The following is a 22,304-nucleotide window of genomic DNA, read 5'->3' as shown; positions in this document are numbered from 1 at the left end:
TCGTAGATGGTGGCGCCGCTGTTGCCGCGTTCAACTCGCTTGGCTGGTTTCGCTGGTTTCGCTGGTTTCGCTACAGGTGCCATTGTCCCTTGTTGCCGATCTTGGTAGGAAAGCTACCATTATAGCCGTCCGCCGTCATTTGTAGCTGCCCGGCGTGACCGTGAAACTGTAGCTGGCCGGCTCCAGTTTGATGCGGTACTTCTGGTGCGCGCGGCCGTCCAGGCTCCAGCCCGTGTCGCCGCCCACGCCGATCTGCGCCAGGTCCACCAGCAGCGAGCCGTCGCCGTGCGGCGCGATCTCGGAGCTCTTCCACGCGCCGCGCGGGCGCAGGTACAAGTCCTCGTACGGGAAGGCCAGCGCATTGATGGACAGCGGCTGCGCGCCCTCCACTTTCAGGCCCTTGCCCTGCCCGTCCAGCAGCGCCAGCCAGCGCACGCCGGTCTTGTTGCCGCTTTCCTGCGGACGGATGTAGCCATGGTACTGGTCCGCCAGCTTGCCTTCGTACAGGCCCAGGGGATAGCCGGTGTAGCGGTCCGCGTAGGACTCCTGCGGGCCGCGGCCATACCACTTCACCTGCGCCAGCCGCGCCGGCTGGTCAAAGCGCAGGCCCAGGCGCAGCGGGTCCGGCAGGTCGTCGCGCAGCGGCGTGAAGGCCGCCTTCACGCGCAGGGCGCCGCCGGCCGACAGCGCGTACTCGGTTTCCCAGTGCGCCGCGCCGGCGCCGAAGCTGTACAGCACCTTCACGCTGGCGGCGCCCACCGTCACGGCGCGCACGTTGCGCTGCTCGGTGAACTTCTTCCACACCGCGTGGGTCTTCTCGACGCCGGTGCCTTCGTCGTTGTCGTTCAGGCCGCGCCAGAAATTCGGCGTGCCGCCGCTGAGCAGCGGCTGGCCCGCCGCGCTGTAGTTCACCTTGCCGGTCAGCGCGTCGATCTTCAGTTCGGCGCCGCCCGCCGAGATGGTGATGGTGTCGCCGCTGCGCACCGGCTTGGCCGAAGCACCGGCAGCACCGGCAGCGGCAGCCCTGGCGGCGGGCGCCAGCACGAACTGCGACCAGCCGGCCACGCTGTGCGCCGCCACGCCGGGCGTGGAGGCGCCCTTGTAGCGCGCCTGTACCGTCAGCACCGACTCGACGCCGGCCGCGCGCTTCAGCATGGGCAGCTTGATCGGCAAGGTCTGCCTGCCGCCGGCCGCCACGCGCACGCCGTCCAGCGCGCCCTGCGCCACCGGCACGCCGTCGTTGGCGATGGTCCAGACGAATTCCAGCTCCGACAGGTCCTTGAAGTCGTAGCGGTTCACCACCGTGATCTTGCCGGACTGGGGATCGCCCTCGAACACCACCGGCGAATAGACCTTCTGCAGTTCGTAGTATTCCGGGTCCGGCGTGCGGTCCGAGCGCACCACGCCGTCGCCCACCACGCTGTTGTCGCCGTGGCCGGGATTGACGTCGAAGCCGGAAGCCCAGTAGCTGCGGCCCTTCTCGTCTTTCGCGTAGACGCTCTGGTCCACCCAGTCCCACACGAAGCCGCCCTGCAGCTTCTTGTGCGCGCGGATCACCTGCCAGTAGTCCTCCAGGTTGCCCAGCGAGTTGCCCATGGCGTGCGCGTACTCGCACTGTATCATCGGCTGCTTGTAGCGCGGGTCCTGCGCATAGTCGGCCATCTTCTCGATGTCGTCGTACATGGGCGCGTAGATGTCGACATAATCGTTGGGCGCGTGCTCCTCTCCCAGCGTGCCGTGGCCCAGGTAGCTCACCAGGCGGGTCGGATCGTTCCGGCGTATCCACTGCGCGGCGTTCTCGAAATTGGGGCCGGTGCCGGCCTCGTTCCCCAGCGACCAGAAGATGACGGACGGATGGTTGCGGTCGCGCTGCACCATGCGCGACACGCGGTCCAGGTGGGCCGCCTTCCAGTGCGGCTTATAGCCCAGCTGGATGGTTTCGCGCTTGCCGGGGCCGGCCTTGTCGCCCGCCTCCATGTAGCCGTGGGTTTCAATGTTGGCTTCGTCGAACACGTACATGCCGTATTCGTCGGCCAGGTCATACCAGCGCGGATCGTTCGGATAGTGCGAGGTGCGCACGGCGTTCACGTTGGCCTGCTTCATCAGCTCCATGTCCTTGCGCATGGACTCCATCGACATGACGCGGTAAGTGACCGGATCATGCTCGTGGCGGTTCACGCCCTTGATCATCACGCGCTTGCCGTTCACCTGCACTTCGCCGTCCTTGATCTCCACGGTGCGGAAGCCAATCTTGCGCGAAGCAGCCGAGACCAGCGCGCCGTCCGCGCCACGGTACTCCACCACCATGCGGTACAGGTTCGGCGTCTCCGCCGACCAAGCTTTCACGTTGCGGATCACGCCCTTGACCGGCGCCGCGCGGCCGTCGGCAATGGCGCCCTTCCCGGTCAGCACGGCGCGCTCGCCATCGTACACGGTGACGGCGATTTCGCCTTTGGCCGGCAGGCCGGCCATGTCGGCCTGCAACGAGAATTCGCCGTCGGCGTAGCGCTGCTTGTCGAGCAAGGCCGTCACGGTGAAGTCGCGCAGGCGCGACTTCGGCTCGGCGTAGACGTAGACGCTGCGCTCGATGCCGGACACGCGCCAGAAGTCCTGGTCTTCCAGGTAGGAGCCGTCGGCCCAGCGGTACACCTCGATGGCGATGGTGTTCCTGCCCGGCTTGACGTAGCGGCTCAGCTCAAACTCGGCCGGCAGCTTGGAGTCCTCCGAATAGCCCACCTTCTGGCCGTTCACCCACACATAGTAGGCCGCGCCGGCCGCGCCGATGTGCAGGAACACGTCGCGCCCGTTCCAGTCGGCCGGCACCTCGAAGTCGCGCCGGTAGGAACCCACCTCGTTCATGCCGTGCGGGATGAACGGCTCGTTCATCGGGAACGGATACTGGATGTTGGTAAACACCGGCAGGCCGTAGCCCTGCGCCTGCATCATGCCCGGCACCTGGATGGACTTCCAGGCGCTGACGTCGAAGCCCGGCTCGTAGAAGCGCACCGGGCGCACGTCCGGGTTGGGCGAATAGGCAAAGGCCCAGGCGCCGTCCAGCGAGCGGTAGTACTTCGATGCCGCCATGTCCCCCCGTATCGCCTGCTCGCGCGTTTCGAAGTTGAAGAAGGTGGTCTTCATCGGCTCGCGGTTCACCGCGAAGACTTCGGGCTGTTCCCATTCGGCCGCCGCTTGGGCCGGGCCTGGAGCCGGAGCCTGCGCCGCAGCCAGCGGCGCCAGGGAGGAAGACAGCATCATGACGGCGAGGGAGATCGGGCTTAGTTTCTTGGACATGGATTCTTATTCAAATAGTTCAAGTAAAGAATGGATGGAGGGCCGCAGCCGTCCATCCATTCGCGCGCTCAGCAAGTCAGGATATCACTGACCGAACTTGTAACGCAGGGCCAGGCTGTAGGTGCGGCCATTGCCGTAGTGCTGCAGCTCGATGCCGGTTTTGTGGTCCGGCTCGCCGATGTAGCGGTGCAGCGCCTTGTTGGTGATGTTGTTGGCGTTGAACGACAGCGTCAGGTTGTCGGCGATCTCGTAGTTGATCGAACCGTCCAGGATGCCGTAGGCGTCGATCGAGCGGCTGTCGATCGGGTTGACCGCCACGTCGTTAAACAGCGACATCGAACGCCACGTGTAGACCAGGCGGCCCGACAGCTTCTTGTCCTCGTACATGCCGGAGATGCTGTAGTTGTGCTTGGACTGGAACGGCTGCGGCATGCTCACCACGTTCGGCGCGGCGGCGGTGCCGAAGTTGATCGGATTGGAAGTCTTCACGTAGGTGTACGAGCCGGCCACGCCGAAGTTCTTCAGGATGCCTTCCGCACCGTCGAAGAAGAACTGGCCTGCCACTTCCACGCCGCGGGCGTAGCCCTTCTCGGCGTTGACGCGCTTGCTCACCGAGTACTGGCCGCCGGTGCAGCCGTTGGCGGGACCGGTGTAGGGACCGGCCACCGCAGGGTCCAGCGTCTGGCACGAGATCAGCGAATTGAAGAAGCCATCGATCTCCTTGTCGAACACGGCGAGCGACGCGTAGTTGGTCTTGCTGAAGTAGTGTTCCAGCGAGATGTCGTAGCTGTCCGCCACCAGCGGACGCAGGTCCGGATTGCCGACGCTGGCGGTGCCGTTGGAGGTGTTCACGCCGCTGATGGACGGATTCAGGTCGCCCAGGCCGGCGCGGGTCATGCCGCGGCCGTAGGCAAAGCGCACCAGCTGCTCCTTGGTGATGTCGTAGGAAGCGTTGAACGACGGCAGCGCGTTGGTGTAGTTGCTCTTGCCGACCACGTCCACCAGGGAGCCGTTCAGGCCGGGAGCGCGCGCCACGGCGGTGCCGGAGGTGCGCACCACGCGCACGCCGACGTTACCCTTGAGGCGGTCGTCCATGGCCGAGAATTCGCCCACCAGGTAGCCGGCCAGCGTGTTCTCTTCGATGAAGCGGCGGTCGCCGGCGATTTCAGGATAGGCGCCGTCCGGCGCGATGCCCGCTTTCGGGAAGGCGGTCTGCACGCCGTTGCCCAGCAGCGCATCCGGCGAATACACCGCGAAGCCGCCGGCGTAGCCGGCCGCGCCGTCCATGAAGTTGGTGGGCGCCTGCTGGATCACGCCGGGCATGGACGAAGCGTAGATCGCGTTCGAGCGGTTGGCCGTCAGCGGCAGGCCGTCGGTGGTCAGCGGCTTGCCGGCGAAGCGGTAGTTCTTGTACAGGCTCTCCATGTGGGCGTAGCGGGTGCCGAACTTGAGCTTGTTGAACGGACCGGCGTCCAGGCTGTACGCGCCGCTCAGGGCGGTGGCGTGGCCGCTGTCGTCCCAGCGCTGGTTGGTGCCGTTGTCATAGGAACGGAACACGAAGTTGGCCGGGTCGCCCAGGTCCGGACCGGTGAAGGTGAGCTGGTGCGGCGCGCCGTCGGCGAGGCGGTTGGTGGACCACAGCTTGCCGGGCGCCGAGTCCATCATCACGGAGCGGTTGTCCTGGGTCTTGTCGGATTTGATGTAGGAGAAGTCGGCCTTCAGCGACAGGTCCGCAGTCGGGCTCCACTCCACGCCGGCCGCGCCGACCCAGGTGGTGTAAGGCGTGTGCTCGTCGCCGCCCAGGCTGGTGACGGCCGAATTCAGGAAGCTGCCGCCCAGCACGCGCTTGTTGACCAGCACATCGTCGCTGCCGCCGTTGATGTTGCGGTTGGCCAGCGACTCGGTGTAGTTGAACGGCGTGGTCTGCAGGTTCTGCACGTTGCCGCCGTCCACCGAATTCAGGCCGCGGTAGTTCTGGTGGTACAGGTAGTACAGGTAGTTGGCTTCGCCGTAGAAGCGCAGGGTGTTGCTGACGCGGTAGTCCGCCGCCAGGTTAAGGCCCTTGCGCTCGCGCATGATGGTTTCCTGGAACACGTTGCTGGTCAGGCCCGTGCCGGACATGACATTGCTGGCCTGCTCGGCGGTCAGTCCGGCCAGGTTGGGCTGGTTGGCGCCGGTGGTGCCGACATTGTCCAGGAAGCTGATGTCGTTGCGGCCCACATAGGCGGACATCGGCAGGAAGGGGCTGTTGGCGGTGTTGGCCGCGGCGCGGGTGGCGTATTCGGCACTGTCGGCGCGCACCGCGCGTTTCAGGCTGCCGCCACGGTTGGCCGGGTTGTTGTCGGAACGGCCGGTGCTCTTCTGGTACACCGCCGCGCCCATCACGCCGATGCGGCTACCGCCGCCCAGGTCGAAGCGGTTGGCGCCCATGACGAAGATTTCGGGATCGGTCTTCTTGGCCAGGTCGTTGTTGCGCAGGTTGATCGAGGCGGCGAAGGTCGGTCCCTTGAAATCGCTCGGGTTGCGGTTGCGGATGTTCACCAGGCCGCCGATGCCGCCTTCGATGTGTTCGGCCGACGGGTTCTTGTACACGTCCACGCCGGCGATCATGCCCGGAATCGCGCTTTCGATATTGAACTCGCGTCCGCCGGCGGTGTTGAACGCGCGGCCGTTGATCTGCGACGCGGTCTGGTTGCTCAGGCCGCGGATGGTCAGGCCGGAACCGGCGCCCACCGGCGAGGCGCCCTCGCCGCCGTAGCGGTAGCCCTGCACGCCGGGGATGCGGGTCAGCGTTTCAGCCACGTTCAGGTCGGGCAGCTTGCCGATGTCTTCGGCGGTGATGGAATCCACCACTTCCATCGTGTCGCGCTTGATGGCCACCGAGGAACGGGCGCTGGCGCGGATGCCGGTCACCACCACGGTGCTATCCTGGGCCAGCGCGCACGGCGCCACGAACAGTCCCTGTGCCACCGCCAGCGCCAATGCGGAAATCGGCAGCGAGTGTTGCAATGCATTCGTCCCTTGCTTCTTCATTTCTGTCTCCAATTATTCTAATTTCACGCTTTACAGCGCGTGTTTTGACTTGGTCAGTCCCTCGTTCCTGCTCTATTTATGCTTGCTACCGCGCACTCAAGTTATCGATAACAGGAACGATGGTAGCACAGAAAATTTCCAGCAGCTATCCCAAATCGATATGCATTTTTAACGAAAAGCTATACGTGATTCCACAATCGGCTACCTAGAATGATCCGGCGCATGAACGCGCGCCACAAATTGTTATCGATAACAAATCCTTAGGAGACAATAGATGACGAAACTGGAATCCGCAGCAACGCAGCACGGCCACGCCGACCTCTCGCGCCGCACCTTCCTCTACAGCCTGGGTGCCCTGGCGCTGGCCGGCTGCGGCGGCTCGGCCTTCGATACGCAGCCGCAATCCGCCTCGCCCCGCCTGCTGGCCGGCGGCGGCGGTTTCGTCCATCCCGGCCTGCTGCACACCCAGGCCGACTTCGACCGCATGGTGCTGAAATACAACACCCAGCCCTGGAAAGGCAGCTGGGACAAGCTGATCGCCAATTCCCACGCCCAGCTCGGCTACGTGCCGCAGCCGCAAGCGATTGTCTACCGCGGCTACGACGGCGTGCATCCCGAGAACTACGTCAGGCTGTTCAACGACGTTGCCGCCGCCTACGCCTGCGCGCTGCGCTGGAAAATCTCGGGGGACAGCGCCTACGCCGACAAGGCGGTGCAGATCATGAACGCCTGGTCCTCCACGCTCACCGGCATCAGCGGCACCACGGATGCCCAGCTCGCCGCCGGCATCTACGGCTACGAGTTCGCCAACGCCGGCGAAATCATGCGCACTTACAGCGGCTGGGCGGCAACCGACTTCGCCGCCTTCCAGAACATGATGCGCAACATCTTCTATCCGATCAACCACGACTTCCTGGTGCGCCACAACAACACCGAAGTCACGCACTACTGGGCCAACTGGGACCTGTGCAACATGGCCTCCATCATGGCCACCGGCGTGCTGTGCGACGACCAGGCCCTGTTCGACGAAGCCGTCGCCTACTTCAAGAACGGCGCCGGCAACGGCGCCATCGGCCAGGCGGTGTACTACATGCACCCCGGCTACCTGGGCCAGTGGCAGGAAACGGGACGCGACCAGGGCCACAACACGCTCGGCATCGCGCTGATGGGCGCCATCTGCGAAATGGCCTGGAACCAGGGCGTGGACCTGTACGGCTACGACAACAACCGCTTCCTGGCTGGCGCCGAGTACGTCGCCAAGGGCAACCTGATCGAGTCCGGCACCAGCTACTACAGCGTGCCCTACGTCACCTACGACAACGTGGACAATGTGAACCAGACCGCGTTCTCCGCCACCGGCATCGGCAATCCGCGGCCCTGCTGGGCGCTGGTCTACAACCACTACGTGAACCGCAAGGGCCTGGCCGCGCCCTACTCCAGACAGTTCGCGCTGCTGGTGCAGCCGGAAGGCGGCGGCGGCAACTACAGCCCCAATAGCGGCGGCTACGACCAGCTGGGCTACGGCACCCTGACCTGCGGCCTGGACGCCATCGCCAGCGGCGCCGCGCCCAGCGGCCTCACCGCCTACGTCAGCGGCGGCGCGGTGGTGCTGTCCTGGTGGGGCAGCGCCTACGCCACCGGCTACACCGTCCGCCGCGCCACCGTGGCCGGCGGCCCCTATACCACGGTGGCCAGCAACATCACCGACCTGCTCAGCTACACCGACAGCGGCCTGGCCGCCGGCAACTATTACTACGTCGTCACCGCCAGCACGCCGGCCGGCACCACCGCGCCGTCGAACGAGGCGCGCGCCATCACCGGCACGCCGCTGCACACCTACCTGCCCTTCGACGCCGGCAGCGGCGCCAGCGCCGCCGACGCCAGCGGCAACGGGCATCCGGGCACGCTGGCCGGGGGCGCCAGCTGGGTGGCGGGCAAGAAGGCCAACGCGGTGGCCCTCGACGGCAGCAGCGGCTACGTCAGCCTGCCGGCCAGCCTGATGGCGGACGTGGGCGACTTCACCATCGCCGCCTGGGTCTACTGGAACGCGGCGCGCAACTGGGAGCGCATCTTCGACTTCGGTTCCGGCGTGGGCGGGTACATGATGCTGACGGCGCGCGCCAACAGCGGCAAGCTGCGCTTCGCCATGACGGTCAACGGCGGCAACGGCGAGCGCACCATCGAAGGGGCTGCCGCGCTGCCTACGGCGCAATGGGTGCACGTGGCCGTCACGCTGTCGGGCAGGAACGCCACGCTGTACGTGAACGGCGCCGTCTCGGGCAGCAACGCCGACATGTTCCTGGCCCCGTTCCGCCTGGGCGCCACCACCCGGAACTGGATCGGCCGCTCGCAATATCCGGACCCGTACTTCAACGGAAAAATCGACGATTTCCGTATCTACCGGGGCGCGCTCAGCGCCTCGGCGGTGGCTGCGCTGATGACCGCGTGAGCGCGCCGAGTTATCGATAACCGCTACTGAACCGTTGCAGGCCGACAAAAAAGGCATACGTCAGGCCTGCAACAATTGGATAGAATTGGCCTCAATCCGCATGAGACCGGCCGCCTGACGTAGAAACTGCGTCTTTTTTATCGGCGACATTTGTTATCGATAACTTTCAGGTAGCCACCGGCAGACGCCGGCAGCTCGGTCGCGGATTCGTTTCACCCACAACAACTTATAACGAGACAGGGAAGCAAACAATGAACAGAGTTCAATCCCGGGGCGCGCCCACGCCCGCCCGCATCGCCGCCATGCTGTTTTCGCTGGGCCTGATCGGCACGCTGCTGCCGCAGGGCGCCTACGGCGCCGACACCATCGAAACCCTGGCCACCGCCTACCAGCCCACCATCAACGAAACCATCGACGCCAGCGGCTTCAAGCACCCCGGCGTGGGCCTGACGAAGGACATGCTGGAGAACGTGCGCGCGCAGGTGCTGGCGCAGAAGGAACCGTGGAACACGCACTTCAACGCCATGCTGCTGTCATCCGCCGCGTCGAAAACCGTCGTCTCCAGCAACCAGGGCAGCGACCCCACCAAGCCCGGCAGCCTGGCTTTCAGCAGCCAGGGCTTCAACTCGAAATTCATTGCGGACGGCCTGAAGGCCTACACCCAGGCCCTGCTCTACTACATCACCGGCGACGAAACCTACCGCGCCAACGCCATGCGCATCCTGCGCATCTGGGCGCAGATGGACCCGGCGCAATACGTCTACTTCGTGGACTCCCACATCCACACCGGCATACCGCTCAGCCGCATGGTGGCCGCCGCCGAAATCATGCGCTACACCAGCTGCCAGACGCCGGCGCTGGAATGGACCGCGCAGGACACGGCCAGCTTCTCCACCAACCTGATCAACCCGGTCATCGAGACCTTCCAGCATACCAACTACCGCTTCATGAACCAGCACCTGTATCCGCTGCTGGGCGCCATGTCGGGCTACATCTTCACCGGCAACCGGCCGCGCTACAACGAGGGCGTGGAGTGGTTCACCGTGAACCGCACCGCCGAGGACCAGGGCCAGAACGGCGCCATCAAGGCGCTGTTCCGCCTGGTGGAGAAGAACGACCTGACCGGCGAAGCCGTGACCCCGGTGGTGCAGCACGTGGAAATGGGCCGCGACCAGGCCCACGGCGGCGGCGACATCACCAACGCCGGCATCCTGGCGCGCCTGCTCAACGCGCAGGACACCAAGGTCGATCCGGCCACCGGCACCGCCTCCACCGCGGCGGACGCGGTCGGCCCGTACGAATTCCTGAACGACCGCATCCTGGACGCGGCCGACTTCTTCGGCCGCTACATGACCGGCTACGACACGCCCTGGGTGCCCACCGCCTCGCACACCGACGCCAACGGCGTGCCCACCGTGGTGTACCGCGAAATCGCGGGCGGCTACCGGGGCCGCATGTTCTCCAGCCTGTGGGAACCCTACTACTATTACAAGTACGTCAAAGGCGTGGACGTCGCCCAGCGCGCGCCCTACCTCAGCCACATGTTCGCGCTGCGCACCAGCTACAACTGGGACGGCGTGGACGGCGGCGGCGACTACTGGCTGTTCATTCCCACTGCGGCGGCCGACGCCGAAGGCAGCCAGCTGCTGATCAAGCCCATCACCGACCCTTACCGCGAAGTGGAAGACCGCTTCACGGTGCTGGAAGGCGACGTGACGCCGATGCAGGACGAAACCGCATCCTACCTGCAGGTCAACACCACGGCCGAGGGCGCGAAACTGGCCGTGGTGGGCTACGGCCACGGCTCGAAAAACATCGCCTTCAAGATCCGCACCAACGGCGTGGCCTCGCTGGAGACCTTCGACGAAACCGTGGCGCTGCCGGACACCAAGGGCCAGTGGCGCTACATCAACTACACGCTGGACGCCTACCACGGCCTGAGCGACGTGCAGTACCTGACCATCAAGGGCACCGGCACCCGCGTGGACATCGACCACATCAACGTCCAGGGCGGCACCTTCACCGCTCCCGTGTTCACCGATGGCGACGCGGACCTGAGCCTGGTCACCTACGCCAGTTCCAGCGCCGCCATCAACCACAGCTTCGCCGCCACCGACGCCGGCGCGGGCGACGTGCTGACCTACCAGGCCGACAACCTGCCAGCCGGCGCCACCTTCGACACGGCCACCGGCGCGTTCTCGTGGCTGCCGGCGCAGGCGGGTACCTATTCCTTCATCATCACCACCTCGGACGGCACCACCGTCACCAGCAAGGTGGTGAAGATCACCGTGACCGCCGACCGCGAGTCGGCCATCGCCGCCGTGAACGCGGCCTTCAAGGCGGGCACGCTGTACGTGGCCTCCACGCTGGACGCCTACAACGCCGCCTACGCCGACACGGCGGCCGCCGCCGGCAGCGCCACCGACGCGCTGTTCCAGCAAAAGCTGGCGGCGCTGAACAGCGCCGTGCAGGGCCTGCAGGAACTGAGCCCGCTGCTGCCGGATGGCAGCATGAACTACCGCAGCATGTTCACGGCCTCCACCTTCGGCACCGCCGTGCCGCTGTTGATGGACAACACGCCGACCAGCTGGTCCACCGCGCCGGGCACCTACGCGCCGAACCTGGCCCACATCATGGACTTCGGCCCGGACTTCAAGGCCTCGGCCTCCACCTTCCAGATGCAGGTGCGCGCCAGCTTCCCCGAGCGCATCGGCGGCGTAGCCATGTTCGGTTCCGACGACAGCGAGAACTGGACCCGCCTCACGCCCGGCCTGACCGTGATCTCGGACGACATGCAAACCCTGCCGGTGCAGGACGACCTGAAGAACCGGCGCTTCCGCTTCTTCAAGCTGCAGATGGTGCAGCCGACCTACTCCATCCTGGAAGTGGGCGAGTTCCGCATCTTCGGCCAGCGCTACGAAACGGTGAACAAGATCAGTGCCGTGTCCATCAGCTCCGCGCAAAGCCTGAAAAAGCGCATCGTGCCGGGCAACACGGTGAAGCTGGCCTTCCAGTCGCGGGAGGCGATCAACAGCGTCAACGTGCTGGTGCAGGGCCAGCCCGCCACGGTCACCACGGCGGACAACCTGAACTGGACCGCCACCTGGGTGGCCGCCGCCAACGCGCCGTCCGGCCCCGTGAAGTTCGTCATCAACTACAAGACGGCGGCCGGCGTGGACGCCGAACCCACGCTGTTTACCACGGACGACAGTTCGCTGTTCATCTCGGACCAGACCGGCCTGATCGACCCGGTCAGCACCACCAGCCTGAGCGACTCCAGCGGCAGGAACCAGGCCGACGTGCTGGCGCAGGCCAATCTGCTGCTGGACAACAACCTGGGCACCTTCACGGACTTCCGCGTCAACGGTTCGGGCAACGGCGGCTGGCTCAAGTTCGACTTCAAGGGCGGCGGCCAGGCCACGCTGAACCGCGTGGAAGTGATCGGCCGCCAGGACCAGTATGCGAGCCGCATCAACGGCACCGTGGTGCAGGGCTCGAACGACAACAGCACCTGGGACACCCTCACCCCCGCCACCAGCGGCTCGTCCGACTGGCAGACGCTGAAGGTCAGCAGCCTGCAGCCCTACCGCTACATCCGCGTGGTGAACGGCAACGCCTGGTACGGCAATATGGCCGAGGTGCGCCTGTACGGCGCGGTGGAATCGGTGAACATGATCTCCACCGCGTCCATCTCCTCGGCGCAGGCGCTGCGCACGCGCATTGTGCCGGGCAACACCGTCAAGGTGGCGTTCACGGCCAAGGAAGCCATCAACAACGTCAGCGCCGCGATCCAGGGCGTGCCGGCCACAGTGGCCACCACCGATAACGTGAACTACACCGCTACCGCCGTGCTGCCGCAAGGCACGCCGGCCGGCCCCGTGGGCTTCGCCATCAACTACAAGACCAGCACCGGCAAGGACGGCTACCCGAACACGGCCACCACCGACGGCACCCTGCTGACCCTGGTGGACGAGGCGGACACGATCAAGAACGTGACCGGCATCGCCACGCTGATCGATTCCACCGTCAACCGGCCCGCCGCCACCACGCTGTCCATCACCAACTCGCTGTTCGACAGCAACCTGGGCACCAGCTCGGACTACCGCACCGGCAGCAACAACTCCGGCGTCGGCAGCTATATCACGTTCGACTTCAAGGCCGGCAACCAGGCCACGCTGACCGGCGTGGAACTGGCGGCGCGGCAGGACCAGGCGGCCCGCGCCAAAGGCACCGTGGTCCAGGGCTCGAACGACAACGCCAGCTGGACCACGCTGACCACGCCGGCGGTCACCACGCAGGACTGGCAGACCCTGCCCGTGAGCGGCGGCGCGCCGTTCCGCTACATCCGCGTCTACAACGGCGGCACCTGGTTCGGCAACCTGGCCGAAGTGCGCTTCCACGGCACCGTGCAGGGCGCGGACGCCACGGCGCCCACCACGGTCGCCAACGCCCCCGCCGAGCCGGTGAGCCAGGACACCACCGTCACTTTCAGCGCCACCGACACCGGTTCCGGCGTGGCCGCCACCTATTACAAGGTGAACGGCGGCGCGCAGCAGACCGGCGCCTCGGTGCTGCTGGCGGCCGGCGCCAGCTACACCCTTACCTACTGGAGCGTGGACAAGGCCGGCAACACGGAAGCGGCGCGCACGCTGACGCTGAAAATCGGCCCGCCGGACGTGAGCGCCAGCGTGCAGATGACGCAGCAGGGCGCCACCCTGAACCGCGCCACCGGCAAATACGTGGGCAGCGTCACGCTCACCAACACCGGCGGCGCGGCGCTCAGCGGCCCACTGCAGCTCAAGCTGAACGGCCTGACCGCCGGCCTCACGCTGGACAACGCCAGCGGCATGGACGGCGGCGCGCCCTACGTCACCCTGGCCGGGCCGCTGAACGCCGGCGCCACCGTCAGTGTGCCGCTGACCTTCACCAATCCGGCCCGCAGCGTGGTGGCGTACACGCCCGCGCTCTACAAAGGCAATTTCTAAGGAACCCCATCATGACCCCAATCCACTACGGCGCCCGCGCGTTCTCAGCCCGCTCTGCCCGCCCTGCCCTTTCCGCCCTTGCCGCCCTGTTGCGCAAGGCCATCCGGCAACTGACCGTGCCGCTGGCCGTGGCGCTGGCCATCGCGCTGACGCTGGCGGCCGGCAGCGGCGCGGCCCGCGCCAGCACGGTCCACGTCGCCATCGACACCGCCGGCTTCGGCGCGGCCAGCGGCTACCTGGACATGCAGCTCAGCGCCAGCGCCGGCGTGCCGCTGGCCACGGCGGCGGTGACCAATATGACGGGCTTCGGCGCGCTGGACCTGAACTACGGCTGGACAGCGGTGGCCGGCGGCTTCCAGTTCCGCAACGACACCTCCAACTACCTGTCCCACACCGCCGTCTTCGGCGGCGTGCTGTCCTTCGACCTGACCTTCGACGGCGCCTACGACCCGCTCACCAGCTACGTGTCGCACTTCGTGGTCTCGGCCTTCGACGACAGCTTTGCCCCGCTCGGCGCCTACAACCCGGTCAGCCTGGCCCTGGCCGACTTCAGCTGGACGCCGGCGCGGACAGCCTCCGGCGCCGGCAGCATCGGCATGGCCGTGTCCGATCCGGGCGTGGCGGTGGTGCCCGAGCCGGCCAGCCTGCTGCTGCTCGGCGCCGGCCTGGCCGCCATGGCGCTGTCCCTGCGGCGCCGCGCCTGAGGTCGTCCGCCCCGCCCCCCCCCCGCCCCGGTACTCAGCCCCGGCGGGCCGCCGGGGCGCCGGGGCACCACCTGTTGTTTTTATCTTGAACTTGCTGACAATCATGATTGACCGTCAATTGACGGATGACTAAGATCGGTTGCCATACGCCTCAGCCACGGGCGGTTCGATCAATCATTCAGCCATGGGACGGTCATATGTTCTTAGCCAAAAATAGCGAGCCAAGCGCAGTATTCGCAGTGAGCCTGATGGCAGCGGCCATCAGCGGCGGCATCGCCGCCAACGCGGCCGCAGCCGCGCAGCCGGACAATGTGCGCGTCATCGTTGCCTTCAAAAAGGGCGCGCAGGCGAACGGCAAGGCAGCCATTGCCGCCGCCAAAGGCAGCATCAAGGAAGACCTGGCCGCCATCGACGCCGCCGCCGCCGAAGTGCCGGCCAAGGCGCTGAACGGCCTGCGCAACAATCCGCATATCGAGTTCGTGGAAGAGGACGGCCGGCGCAAGCTGCTGGCCACCAGCACGCCGTCCACCGGCGCGCCCTACCTGGCCGGCCAATTGGTGCCCTACGGCATCCCCATGGTGCAGGCCGACCAGCTGCCCGACACCTACGCCGGCAACCGCACCGTCTGCATTATCGATTCGGGCATCGACCGCGCGCATGAAGACCTGTCCGGCAACAACCTGAGCGGCCAGACCAACCCCGGCACCGGCCCCTGGTACACCGACGAAAATCACCACGGCACCCATGTGGCGGGCACCATCGCCGCCATCAACAACGCCGGCACCGGCGTGGTGGGCGTGAACGCCAACCGCCAGCTCAAGCTGCACATCATCAAGGTGTTCGGCCCCGAGGAGTGGGCCTACACCTCCACCCTGATCGCAGCCGCCAACAAGTGCGGCGACGCCGGCGCCAACATCATCAGCATGTCGCTCGGCGGCGACGTGCCCAGCCGCGCCGAGGAACGCGTGTTCGACGCGCTGGCCAAGAAGGGCGTGCTGTCGATCGCCGCCGCCGGCAACGACGGCAACGACGTCCAGTCCTACCCGGCCGGCTACCCCAGCGTGATGTCGGTGGCGGCGCTGGACCAGAACAAGAAAATTGCCGACTTCTCGCAATTCACGCCGAAAGTGGAAATCGCCGCGCCGGGCGTGCAAGTGCTGTCCACCGTGCCCATGGGCCAGGGCCGCGACTCCTACCTGAAAGTGGGCGCCACCACCTATGCGCCGGGCGGCATGGACGGCACGCCGGCGGGCACCGTCACCGCGCCGTTGGCCTCGTTCGGCCTGGGCGACCAGGTGAATCCGGCCATGGCGGGCAAGGTCTGCCTGATCGCGCGCGGCAGCATCACCTTCGGCGTGAAAGTGGCCAACTGCCAGGCCAGCGGCGGCGTGGGCGCGGTGGTCTACAACAACGCGCCGGAGGAGTTCAGCGGCACGCTGGGCGGGGTAGCCACCACCATCCCGTCGGTCACGGCGTCGGGCGTGGAAGGCGCCGCCCTGCTGGGGCAGCTGGGCCAGAGCGCGACGATAGACGTCAAGGCCACCAACTACGCGCTGTTCAACGGCACCTCGATGGCCACGCCGCACGTATCCGCCGTGGCGGCGCTGGTGTGGAGCTACTTCCCAAGCTGCACGGCGAACCAGATCCGCACCACGCTGGACAAGTCGGCGCAGGACCTGGGCGCGGCGGGACGCGACGTGTACTACGGCTATGGCCTGGTGCAGGCCAAGGCGGCGTATGACCGCATCCGCACCATGGGCTGCGCCAACTAAGCAATCCGGCAAGGCACCGCAGCCCGTGCTGCGGTGCTTGCTGCGGTGCGTGCGGCGGTGCGTCCTCGGCGCGCCTGCTGCTACGCCAGGCGCGCCAGCAGCCAGAGCAGCGCGCTGAGGGTGGCGAAGGAGCCGACGGTGGCCAGCACCAGGGCGGCGGCGCTGCGCTCGGCAAAGCCGTAAGGCAGCGCCAGGATGGGGTAGATGCTCATCATCGGCATGGCGGCCATCAGGATGGCGGCGTTGCGCAGGTCCGGCGCCAGCGGCGCCATGCCCAGCAGCGGCAGGCAGGCCAGCGCCAGCGCTACCGCCAGCGGATGCATCACCAGCTTGCCCAGCGCGATGGGCGCCACCTTCAGCGCCACGCCGCGCATCGGCAAGCCCACCAGCGTGCCGCCGATGACGAACACCGCCAGCGCCCCGCTGGTCTGCGCGAACATGGTGATGCTGCGCCCCAGCGGCGCCGGCAGCGGCAGCTCCAGCAGCGACACCGCCAGCCCCGCCAGCAGCGCCACCACCAGCGGATTGCGCGCCAGCTGCCACAAGGTGGCCTTCAGCGCCGGCAGCCAGCTGCCCTTGCCGCCCTCCCCGGCCTGCTGCACGCTGGTCTCCAGCAAGATCAGCAACAGCGGCAGCATCACCACGTTCTCCACCACCACGTTCAGCGCCAGCGACGTGGTGGCCGCCGACGGCAGCGCCAGCAGCAGGATGGGGTAGCCGATAAAGCTGCTGTTCGAGCTGCACATGCCCATGGCGTGCAGCAGCGCCTGCTGGTGGCTCAGCCCCGCCAGCTTGCGGCCCACGGCATAGGCGCCGCCCAGCATCGCCAGCGCGCCGGCCGTGTAGGCCAGCAGGTAGCCGGGCACGATGATGTCGGCGATATGGCGCTGGGCGATGGCGTTGAACACCAGCGCCGGCAAGGCCAGCTTGATGACGAACTTGCCGAACGTGAGCAGGTCCGCCCTGGCGAACAGGCCGGCGCGCGTGGTGGCGTAACCGAAGAAAATGATGATGTAGATCGGGCTGACGATGGCAAGGATGGCAAGCATGCAGGGCGGTGGTATCAGTGGGCAGCCCGCCATTATCCCACGCGGCCGCCAGCCGCGCCTGGCGCAGGGCTGGAACATCGCCGCCGCATGGGGTATGCTGTGCCCCCGCCTGAACCGATGCCAACGATAGCAACGATGTCTAAAGAGAAAAAGCTGCCGCCGCTGGCGGCGTCGCGCCCCACGTCGCCGGACGACGTGGCGGCCCGCAAGCTGGAGCGCGAGCACAAGGACGCGCTGGTGCGCGGCGTTACGTCCATCGACGCCATGCGCCAGGCCATCAAGCGCGCCGCGCGCACCCTGCCGGCGATCACCGAAGTGCCGCGCCTGGGCGCGCTGGACGCGAAAGCCTTCCGCGCCCGCGCCGCGCAGGGCCTGCCCTTCCTGATCACAGGCCTGGTCGGCAAATGGCCGCTGTCCGCCCTCACCCCGGCCACGCTGCGCGAGCGCTTCAGCCACCTGCCGGTGCGCGCGCGGGTGGGCGACTACATCAACACCGCCTTCGCGCCGGACCGCGCCATGCAGGACATGTCCATGCTGGAGTACCTGGAACTGGTGGACGCGGGCACGCATGCCCTGCCGCCCTACCTGGGCAACCTGGAGCTGCGCGAGTTGAACAGCCTGTGCCACTGGCCCGGCTACCTGGGCAAAATGGGACCGCCGCGCTTCTGGATCGGCCCCGCCGGCACGGTGACGCCGCTGCATTGCGACTACGACGACAACATCTTCGCGCAGATCTGGGGCAGCAAGCGCATCTTCCTGTCGCCGCCCCACCACGATGAATTCCTCTACCCGAGCGAGGCCAACGCCATCCTGTTCGGCTCCCCGTTCGATCCGGAGGCGCCGGACTACGGGAAGTTCCCGCTGGCGCGCCAGGCCAGCATGGTGGAAGTGATCGTCACCCCGGGCGACATGCTGTACGTGCCGGCCGGCTGGTATCACCAGGTGCGCGCGCTGACTTTCTCGCTCTCGTCCAACCGCTGGGCCAGGGGACTGCCGTTCGCGCTGAACGGCGACCCGGCCTTGCTGCGCGGGCCGAGCTCCCCGGCCGTCTCCAGCGCGGCGTAGGCGGCCGAGCAGATGTGCGAGTGGATGCGCTTGAGGTCGCGCAGGATGTCGATGTGCAGCGAGCTGGTTTCGATGCTCTCCACGCGCCCTTCCTTCAGGCGCGCGATATGGTTCTCGGAGGCGGCGAACTCCAGCTCGCGGATGCGCGATTTCTCGCTCAGCAGCCGGCGCGCCGATTTCAGGTCGCCGGACAGGAAGATGGTCATGGCCAGCCGCAGGTTGTCGCGCACCACGCGGTGAAACTCCTGCAGCTCGCGCGCGCCTTCGGCCGAGAACTGCAGCTGGCGCTTGATCTTCTTGCTGGCCAGCTCCATCAGGTTCTTGTCGATGATGTCGCCGATGTGCTCCAGGTTGATGGCCAGGCTGAGCACCTCCAGCGCGCGCCGCGCCTCGGCTTCCTCCAGCGCGCCGTGCGTCACGTTGATCACGTACAGCTTCACCGCTTCGTGCAGGCGGTCCACCGCGTTGTCCTTCTGGCTCACTTCGCTCACCAGCTTGCGGTCGTTGGTCAGGATGGCCGTCATGGTCTGCTCCAGCATGGTGTCCACGATGTCGCCCATGCGCAGCGTTTCGCGCGCGGCGCAGGCCAGCGCCACCGACGGCGTGTCGTTCACGCCTTCACCCAGGTACAGCGGCACCGACAGGTCGGTGGCCGTTTTCACGTCGGGCAGGAAGCGCTCCAGCAGGCGCGCGAACGCCCCCAGCGGCAGGATGAACAGCAGCGCCATCACGATATTGAACAGCGCATGGAAGTCGGCCGCCAGGCGCACCGGGTTCGGGTCCACGGCCTGGATCAGCCGGACCACGGGATCGAGCAGCGGCAGGAATAGCGCGCAGCCAACGACGCGGTTGACCAGGTTCCCCACCGGCAGGCGGCGGTGCGCCGGGTTGGTGCTGGCGGCGCCCTCGAGCAGCGGATTGAGCGCGCTGCCCAGGTTGGCGCCCAGCACCAGCGCCAGCGCCGCCACCGGCGTGACGAACTGGGACGCGGCCAGCGACATGGTCAGCAGGATGATGGCCACGCTGGAGTGCGCGGCCCAGGCCAGCGCCGCGCCGATCAGCAGCGCCAGAGGCGGCTCGCCAGTGACGGCGGAAAACAGTTCGCGCACGCCGGGCGCATGCTCGGCCGGCGCCAGGCTGTCGAGCAGCAGGTGCAGCGACAGCAGCATCAGCCCCAGGCCGATGGCCACGCGGCCCAGGTCCTTGACGATGGTGCGGGTGCCGCGCTTGAACGCGGCCACGCCCAAAATGAGCAGCACCGGGGCGAAGGCGGAGGAGTCGAAGGACAGCAGCTGGACGATGAGCGTGGTGCCGACATTGGCGCCCAGCATGACGGCCAGCGCCGGGACCAGGCCCACCAGGCCGGAGGCGGCAAAAGAGCCCAGCATCAAGGCGGTGGCGGTGCTGCTTTGCAGTATGGCCGTCACGCCCACGCCGGCGGCGAAGGCGCGGTAGCGGCTCTGCAGTATCATGCCCAGGAAGCGGCGGATCTTGCTCCCGAATGCGCGCACGATGCCGCTATGCACCATGTGCAAGCCCCACAGCAGCAGCGCAACGCCGCCCAGCAAGTCCAGCAACACCTTCACGCCCATCGTCGCCCTCCAGCCTCTGGTCCAGTCGCGTCCAGCCGCCCCACGGCAAAGCACGCCGGTCTCTGAATACTACACCGATAGCCAGCGAAGAAGTTGCGAATCCCCAACAGTGGCGGCCTGTGTCAAAGCAGGGTCAGAGCAGCGTCACCTCGTTCGGCAGCTCGTCCACGTCGCCGCCGCCGCGCGGCAGGTGGCGCCGCAGCTCGGCCGACACCGCGGCAATGCCGCGCAGCGCGCCCGCGCCGTAGTCGCCGGCAGCGAAATCGCGCTCCATGTCCGCCGCGATGCGCTGCCAGGTCTGCTGGCCGGCGGCGGCGTGGATGCCCCGGTCGGCCACGATCTCGATGGCATGGTCGGCGTGCAGCACGTAGATCAGCACGCCGCTGTTTTCTTCGGTGTCCCACACGCGCAGGTCGGAGAACACTGCCAGCGCGCGCTCGCGCGGCGCCATCCCGGCCAGCAGCTGCGCCGGTTCCAGCGCGGGTTCGATGACGAAACGGATCTCGCCCCGGTGCCCCAGTTCGGATTCGGCGATCGCGGCCGTGATGGCCTGCAGCGAGGCCGGCGGAAAATGCCGCCGCACCGCTGCGCGCGTGGTGAACAGATGCCGCAGGAAGCGCCCCATGTCCATGGCTACCACCGCCCCGACGCGCCGCCGCCGCCAAAGCCGCCGCCACCGCCGCCCCAGCCTCCACCTCCGCCGCCAAAGCCGCCCCCGCCCCCGCCACCACCACCGCCGCCGAAGCCGCCGCCCAGGCCGCCCAAGCCCCCCAGGCCGCCCCCGCCTATCCAGCCGCCGCGCCCGCGCCCCGCGCCCATGCCGCCGCTCAGCAGCGTGAACAGGAAAGCGATGCCGCCGGCCAGCGCCGCCGCCAGCACACCGGCCATCAGGAAGGCGCCAACGCCGATCACGCCGCCGGTGACGGCCGCGCCAAGAAACCGTCCCAGCACTGCGCGCAGCACGCCGCCCAGCACCACGGCGCCCACCAGCGCCACCGGCAGCATCTGGCCCAGCCCGCCCAACTGCGGCGCCCGCCCGGCCTGCCCGGCCCGGCTGCCTTGCCCCGCCTGCGCGGCCGGCGCCGGCAATGGCTCGCCATCGATTACCTTCATCATGCTATCCAGCCCGGCAGCGATGCCGCCGTAAAAGTCCCCCGCTGCGAAAGCGCGGCGTGATCGCCTCCTCGATGATGCGCCTGCTGGTCGCGTCGTTCAGCGCCCCCTCCAGCCCGTAGCCGACTTCGATGCGCAGCGCCCGGTCGTCCTTGGCCACGATCAGGATCGCGCCGTCATCCACCTTCTTGCGCCCGATCTTCCACTGTTCGGCCACCCGTATCGCATACTGCTCTATCGGCTCCGGCTGGGTGCTCGGCACGATGAGCACCGCAATCTGGCTCCCTTTGCGTTGCTCAAAAGCACGCAATGTTGCCTCCAGCCGGGCAATTTGCGCCGCGTCGAGTGTCGAAGTGAGATCGGTCACGGGCCGGTTCAGCGCCGGCACGGCGGCCGGCTGCTGCGCCCACGCGCCCTGCGCGCACGCCAGCAGCAAGCCGATCAGCCAAAGGCGGAGCGCGCCCATATCATTTACCCGGCAGCGGCTTGGGCGCGTCGAAATTGACAGCCGGCGGCGTGGAAATGGCGCGCTCGTTTTCCACCGTGAAGTTGGGCTTCACGCTATGGCCGAACATCTTCGCCACCAGGTTGGTCGGGAAGGAACGCACGGTCACGTTATAGTCCTGCACGGCCTTGATATAGCGGTTGCGCGCCACCGCGATGCGGTTCTCCGTGCCCTCCAGCTGCGCCTGCAAGTCGCGAAAGCCCGCGTCCGCCTTCAGCTGCGGATAGTTTTCGCTCACGGCAATGAGCTTGGACAGCGCGCCGGTCAATTGCCCCTGCGCCTGCTGGAAGCGCGCAAACGCAGCCGGATCGTTCAGCAGCTCCGGCGTCACCTGGATGGCGCCCGCCCGCGAGCGCGCCTCGGCCACCTGCGTGAGCACCTCCTTCTCGTGCGCCGCATACCCCTTCACCGTGTTCACCAGATTGGGCACCAGGTCGGCCCGCCGCTGGTACTGGTTCACCACCTCCGACCAGCTGGCCTTCACCTGCTCGTCGCCGGACTGCAAGGTGTTGTAGCCGCAGCCGTTCAACAGCAGCGTCGCCGCCAGCATCAACACTATCCCCAAGCTGCGCATATGCCCTCCGTGGCTTTCATGGTTGAGCCCAGTTTATACGCATGTCCCGCGCGGCGGCGCATGACAGGCCGGCCGACGCATTTACAACGGCTTTGCTCGACTTGTTGAGCGATTGCGTTTGCGCCCGCCCCGCATGAACTTTTTGCAAACTATTTGCAGTACCTTTGCCAGC

Annotated in this window: 10 protein-coding genes and 2 pseudogenes; 5 read left to right on the top strand and 7 right to left on the bottom strand. The window is 67.1% G+C overall.

The genetic code is table 11. The features are described from left to right. Positions 1–135: 135 nt before the first annotated feature. Together ACFJI2_RS07005 and ACFJI2_RS07000 are read right to left on the bottom strand one after the other, a co-directional pair. The gene (locus ACFJI2_RS07005) at positions 136–3,291 is read right to left on the bottom strand and encodes a glycoside hydrolase family 2 TIM barrel-domain containing protein (RefSeq protein ID WP_377704353.1); all 3,156 of its coding nucleotides are present in this window, start codon (positions 3,289–3,291) and stop codon (positions 136–138) included. Positions 3,292–3,375: 84 nt separating this feature from the next. Further along, entirely contained in the window at positions 3,376–6,324 is a 2,949-nt protein-coding gene (locus ACFJI2_RS07000) for a TonB-dependent receptor (RefSeq protein WP_377704352.1), read from the bottom strand. Positions 6,325–6,598: 274 nt separating this feature from the next. On the opposite strand from ACFJI2_RS07000, the gene ACFJI2_RS06995 reads away from it, so the two are divergent. The 4 genes from ACFJI2_RS06995 to ACFJI2_RS06980 all read left to right on the top strand — a co-directional run bounded on the left by ACFJI2_RS06995 (position 6,599) and on the right by ACFJI2_RS06980 (position 16,234). After that, positions 6,599–8,773, top strand: a complete 2,175-nt coding sequence (locus ACFJI2_RS06995) for a LamG-like jellyroll fold domain-containing protein (protein ID WP_377704351.1) — start codon at positions 6,599–6,601, stop codon at positions 8,771–8,773. 251 nt (positions 8,774–9,024) lie between these two features. Further along, a complete protein-coding gene (locus ACFJI2_RS06990; protein WP_377704350.1) occupies positions 9,025–13,758 on the top strand; it encodes a discoidin domain-containing protein in 4,734 nt (1,577 codons plus the stop codon). An 11-nt stretch (positions 13,759–13,769) separates the two neighbouring features. Continuing rightward, positions 13,770–14,462, top strand: a complete 693-nt coding sequence (locus ACFJI2_RS06985) for an NF038129 family PEP-CTERM protein (RefSeq protein ID WP_377704349.1) — start codon at positions 13,770–13,772, stop codon at positions 14,460–14,462. Between the two features lie 248 nt (positions 14,463–14,710). Then, the gene (locus tag ACFJI2_RS06980; protein WP_377705806.1) at positions 14,711–16,234 is read left to right on the top strand and encodes a S8 family serine peptidase; all 1,524 of its coding nucleotides are present in this window, start codon (positions 14,711–14,713) and stop codon (positions 16,232–16,234) included. Between the two features lie 80 nt (positions 16,235–16,314). Here ACFJI2_RS06980 and ACFJI2_RS06975 read toward each other — a convergent pair whose 3' ends face one another. Next, positions 16,315–17,283, bottom strand: coding sequence for an AEC family transporter (locus ACFJI2_RS06975; RefSeq protein WP_377704348.1), 969 nt, complete (start codon positions 17,281–17,283; stop codon positions 16,315–16,317). Positions 17,284–17,418: 135 nt separating this feature from the next. Between ACFJI2_RS06975 and ACFJI2_RS06970 the strand changes: the two genes are divergently transcribed. After that, positions 17,419–18,348, top strand: a complete 930-nt coding sequence (locus tag ACFJI2_RS06970) for a cupin-like domain-containing protein (RefSeq protein WP_377704347.1) — start codon at positions 17,419–17,421, stop codon at positions 18,346–18,348. Between the two features lie 11 nt (positions 18,349–18,359). Here the strand turns inward: ACFJI2_RS06970 and ACFJI2_RS06965 are convergent. The 4 genes and pseudogenes from ACFJI2_RS06965 to ACFJI2_RS06950 all read right to left on the bottom strand — a co-directional run. Then, positions 18,360–19,940: pseudogene (locus tag ACFJI2_RS06965) on the bottom strand (Na/Pi cotransporter family protein); the annotation flags it as partial. Positions 19,941–20,073: 133 nt separating this feature from the next. Beyond that, positions 20,074–20,571 carry a TPM domain-containing protein gene (locus ACFJI2_RS06960; protein WP_377704346.1) on the bottom strand — a complete coding sequence of 166 codons (498 nt, stop codon included), beginning with the start codon at positions 20,569–20,571 and terminating at the stop codon, positions 20,074–20,076. A gap of 2 nt (positions 20,572–20,573) precedes the next feature. Continuing rightward, positions 20,574–21,519 (bottom strand): annotated as a pseudogene (locus tag ACFJI2_RS06955) (TPM domain-containing protein). Position 21,520: 1 nt separating this feature from the next. Next, on the bottom strand, positions 21,521–22,132 hold the full coding sequence (locus ACFJI2_RS06950; protein WP_377704345.1) for a LemA family protein: 612 nt from the start codon (positions 22,130–22,132) through the stop codon (positions 21,521–21,523). Between the last annotated feature and the right edge of the window lie 172 nt (positions 22,133–22,304).

This window comes from Pseudoduganella sp. UC29_71 (assembly GCF_042693265.1).
GTDB lineage: Bacteria > Pseudomonadota > Gammaproteobacteria > Burkholderiales > Burkholderiaceae_D > Rugamonas.
This window is presented reverse-complemented; position numbering and strand designations above follow the sequence as displayed.

Bases quoted from the DNA above. Each gene is read 5' to 3' on its own strand.
- ACFJI2_RS07000 (WP_377704352.1), bottom strand. From the start codon at position 6,324: ATGAAGAAGCAAGGGACGAATGCATTGCAACACTCGCTGCCGATTTCC.
- ACFJI2_RS06990 (WP_377704350.1), top strand. From the start codon at position 9,025: ATGAACAGAGTTCAATCCCGGGGCGCGCCCACGCCCGCCCGCATCGCC.
- ACFJI2_RS06975 (WP_377704348.1), bottom strand. From the start codon at position 17,283: ATGCTTGCCATCCTTGCCATCGTCAGCCCGATCTACATCATCATTTTC.
- ACFJI2_RS06950 (WP_377704345.1), bottom strand. From the start codon at position 22,132: ATGCGCAGCTTGGGGATAGTGTTGATGCTGGCGGCGACGCTGCTGTTG.
- ACFJI2_RS06995 (WP_377704351.1), top strand. From the start codon at position 6,599: ATGACGAAACTGGAATCCGCAGCAACGCAGCACGGCCACGCCGACCTC.
- ACFJI2_RS06960 (WP_377704346.1), bottom strand. From the start codon at position 20,571: ATGGACATGGGGCGCTTCCTGCGGCATCTGTTCACCACGCGCGCAGCG.
- ACFJI2_RS06980 (WP_377705806.1), top strand. From the start codon at position 14,711: ATGGCAGCGGCCATCAGCGGCGGCATCGCCGCCAACGCGGCCGCAGCC.
- ACFJI2_RS06970 (WP_377704347.1), top strand. From the start codon at position 17,419: ATGTCTAAAGAGAAAAAGCTGCCGCCGCTGGCGGCGTCGCGCCCCACG.
- ACFJI2_RS07005 (WP_377704353.1), bottom strand. From the start codon at position 3,291: ATGTCCAAGAAACTAAGCCCGATCTCCCTCGCCGTCATGATGCTGTCT.
- ACFJI2_RS06985 (WP_377704349.1), top strand. From the start codon at position 13,770: ATGACCCCAATCCACTACGGCGCCCGCGCGTTCTCAGCCCGCTCTGCC.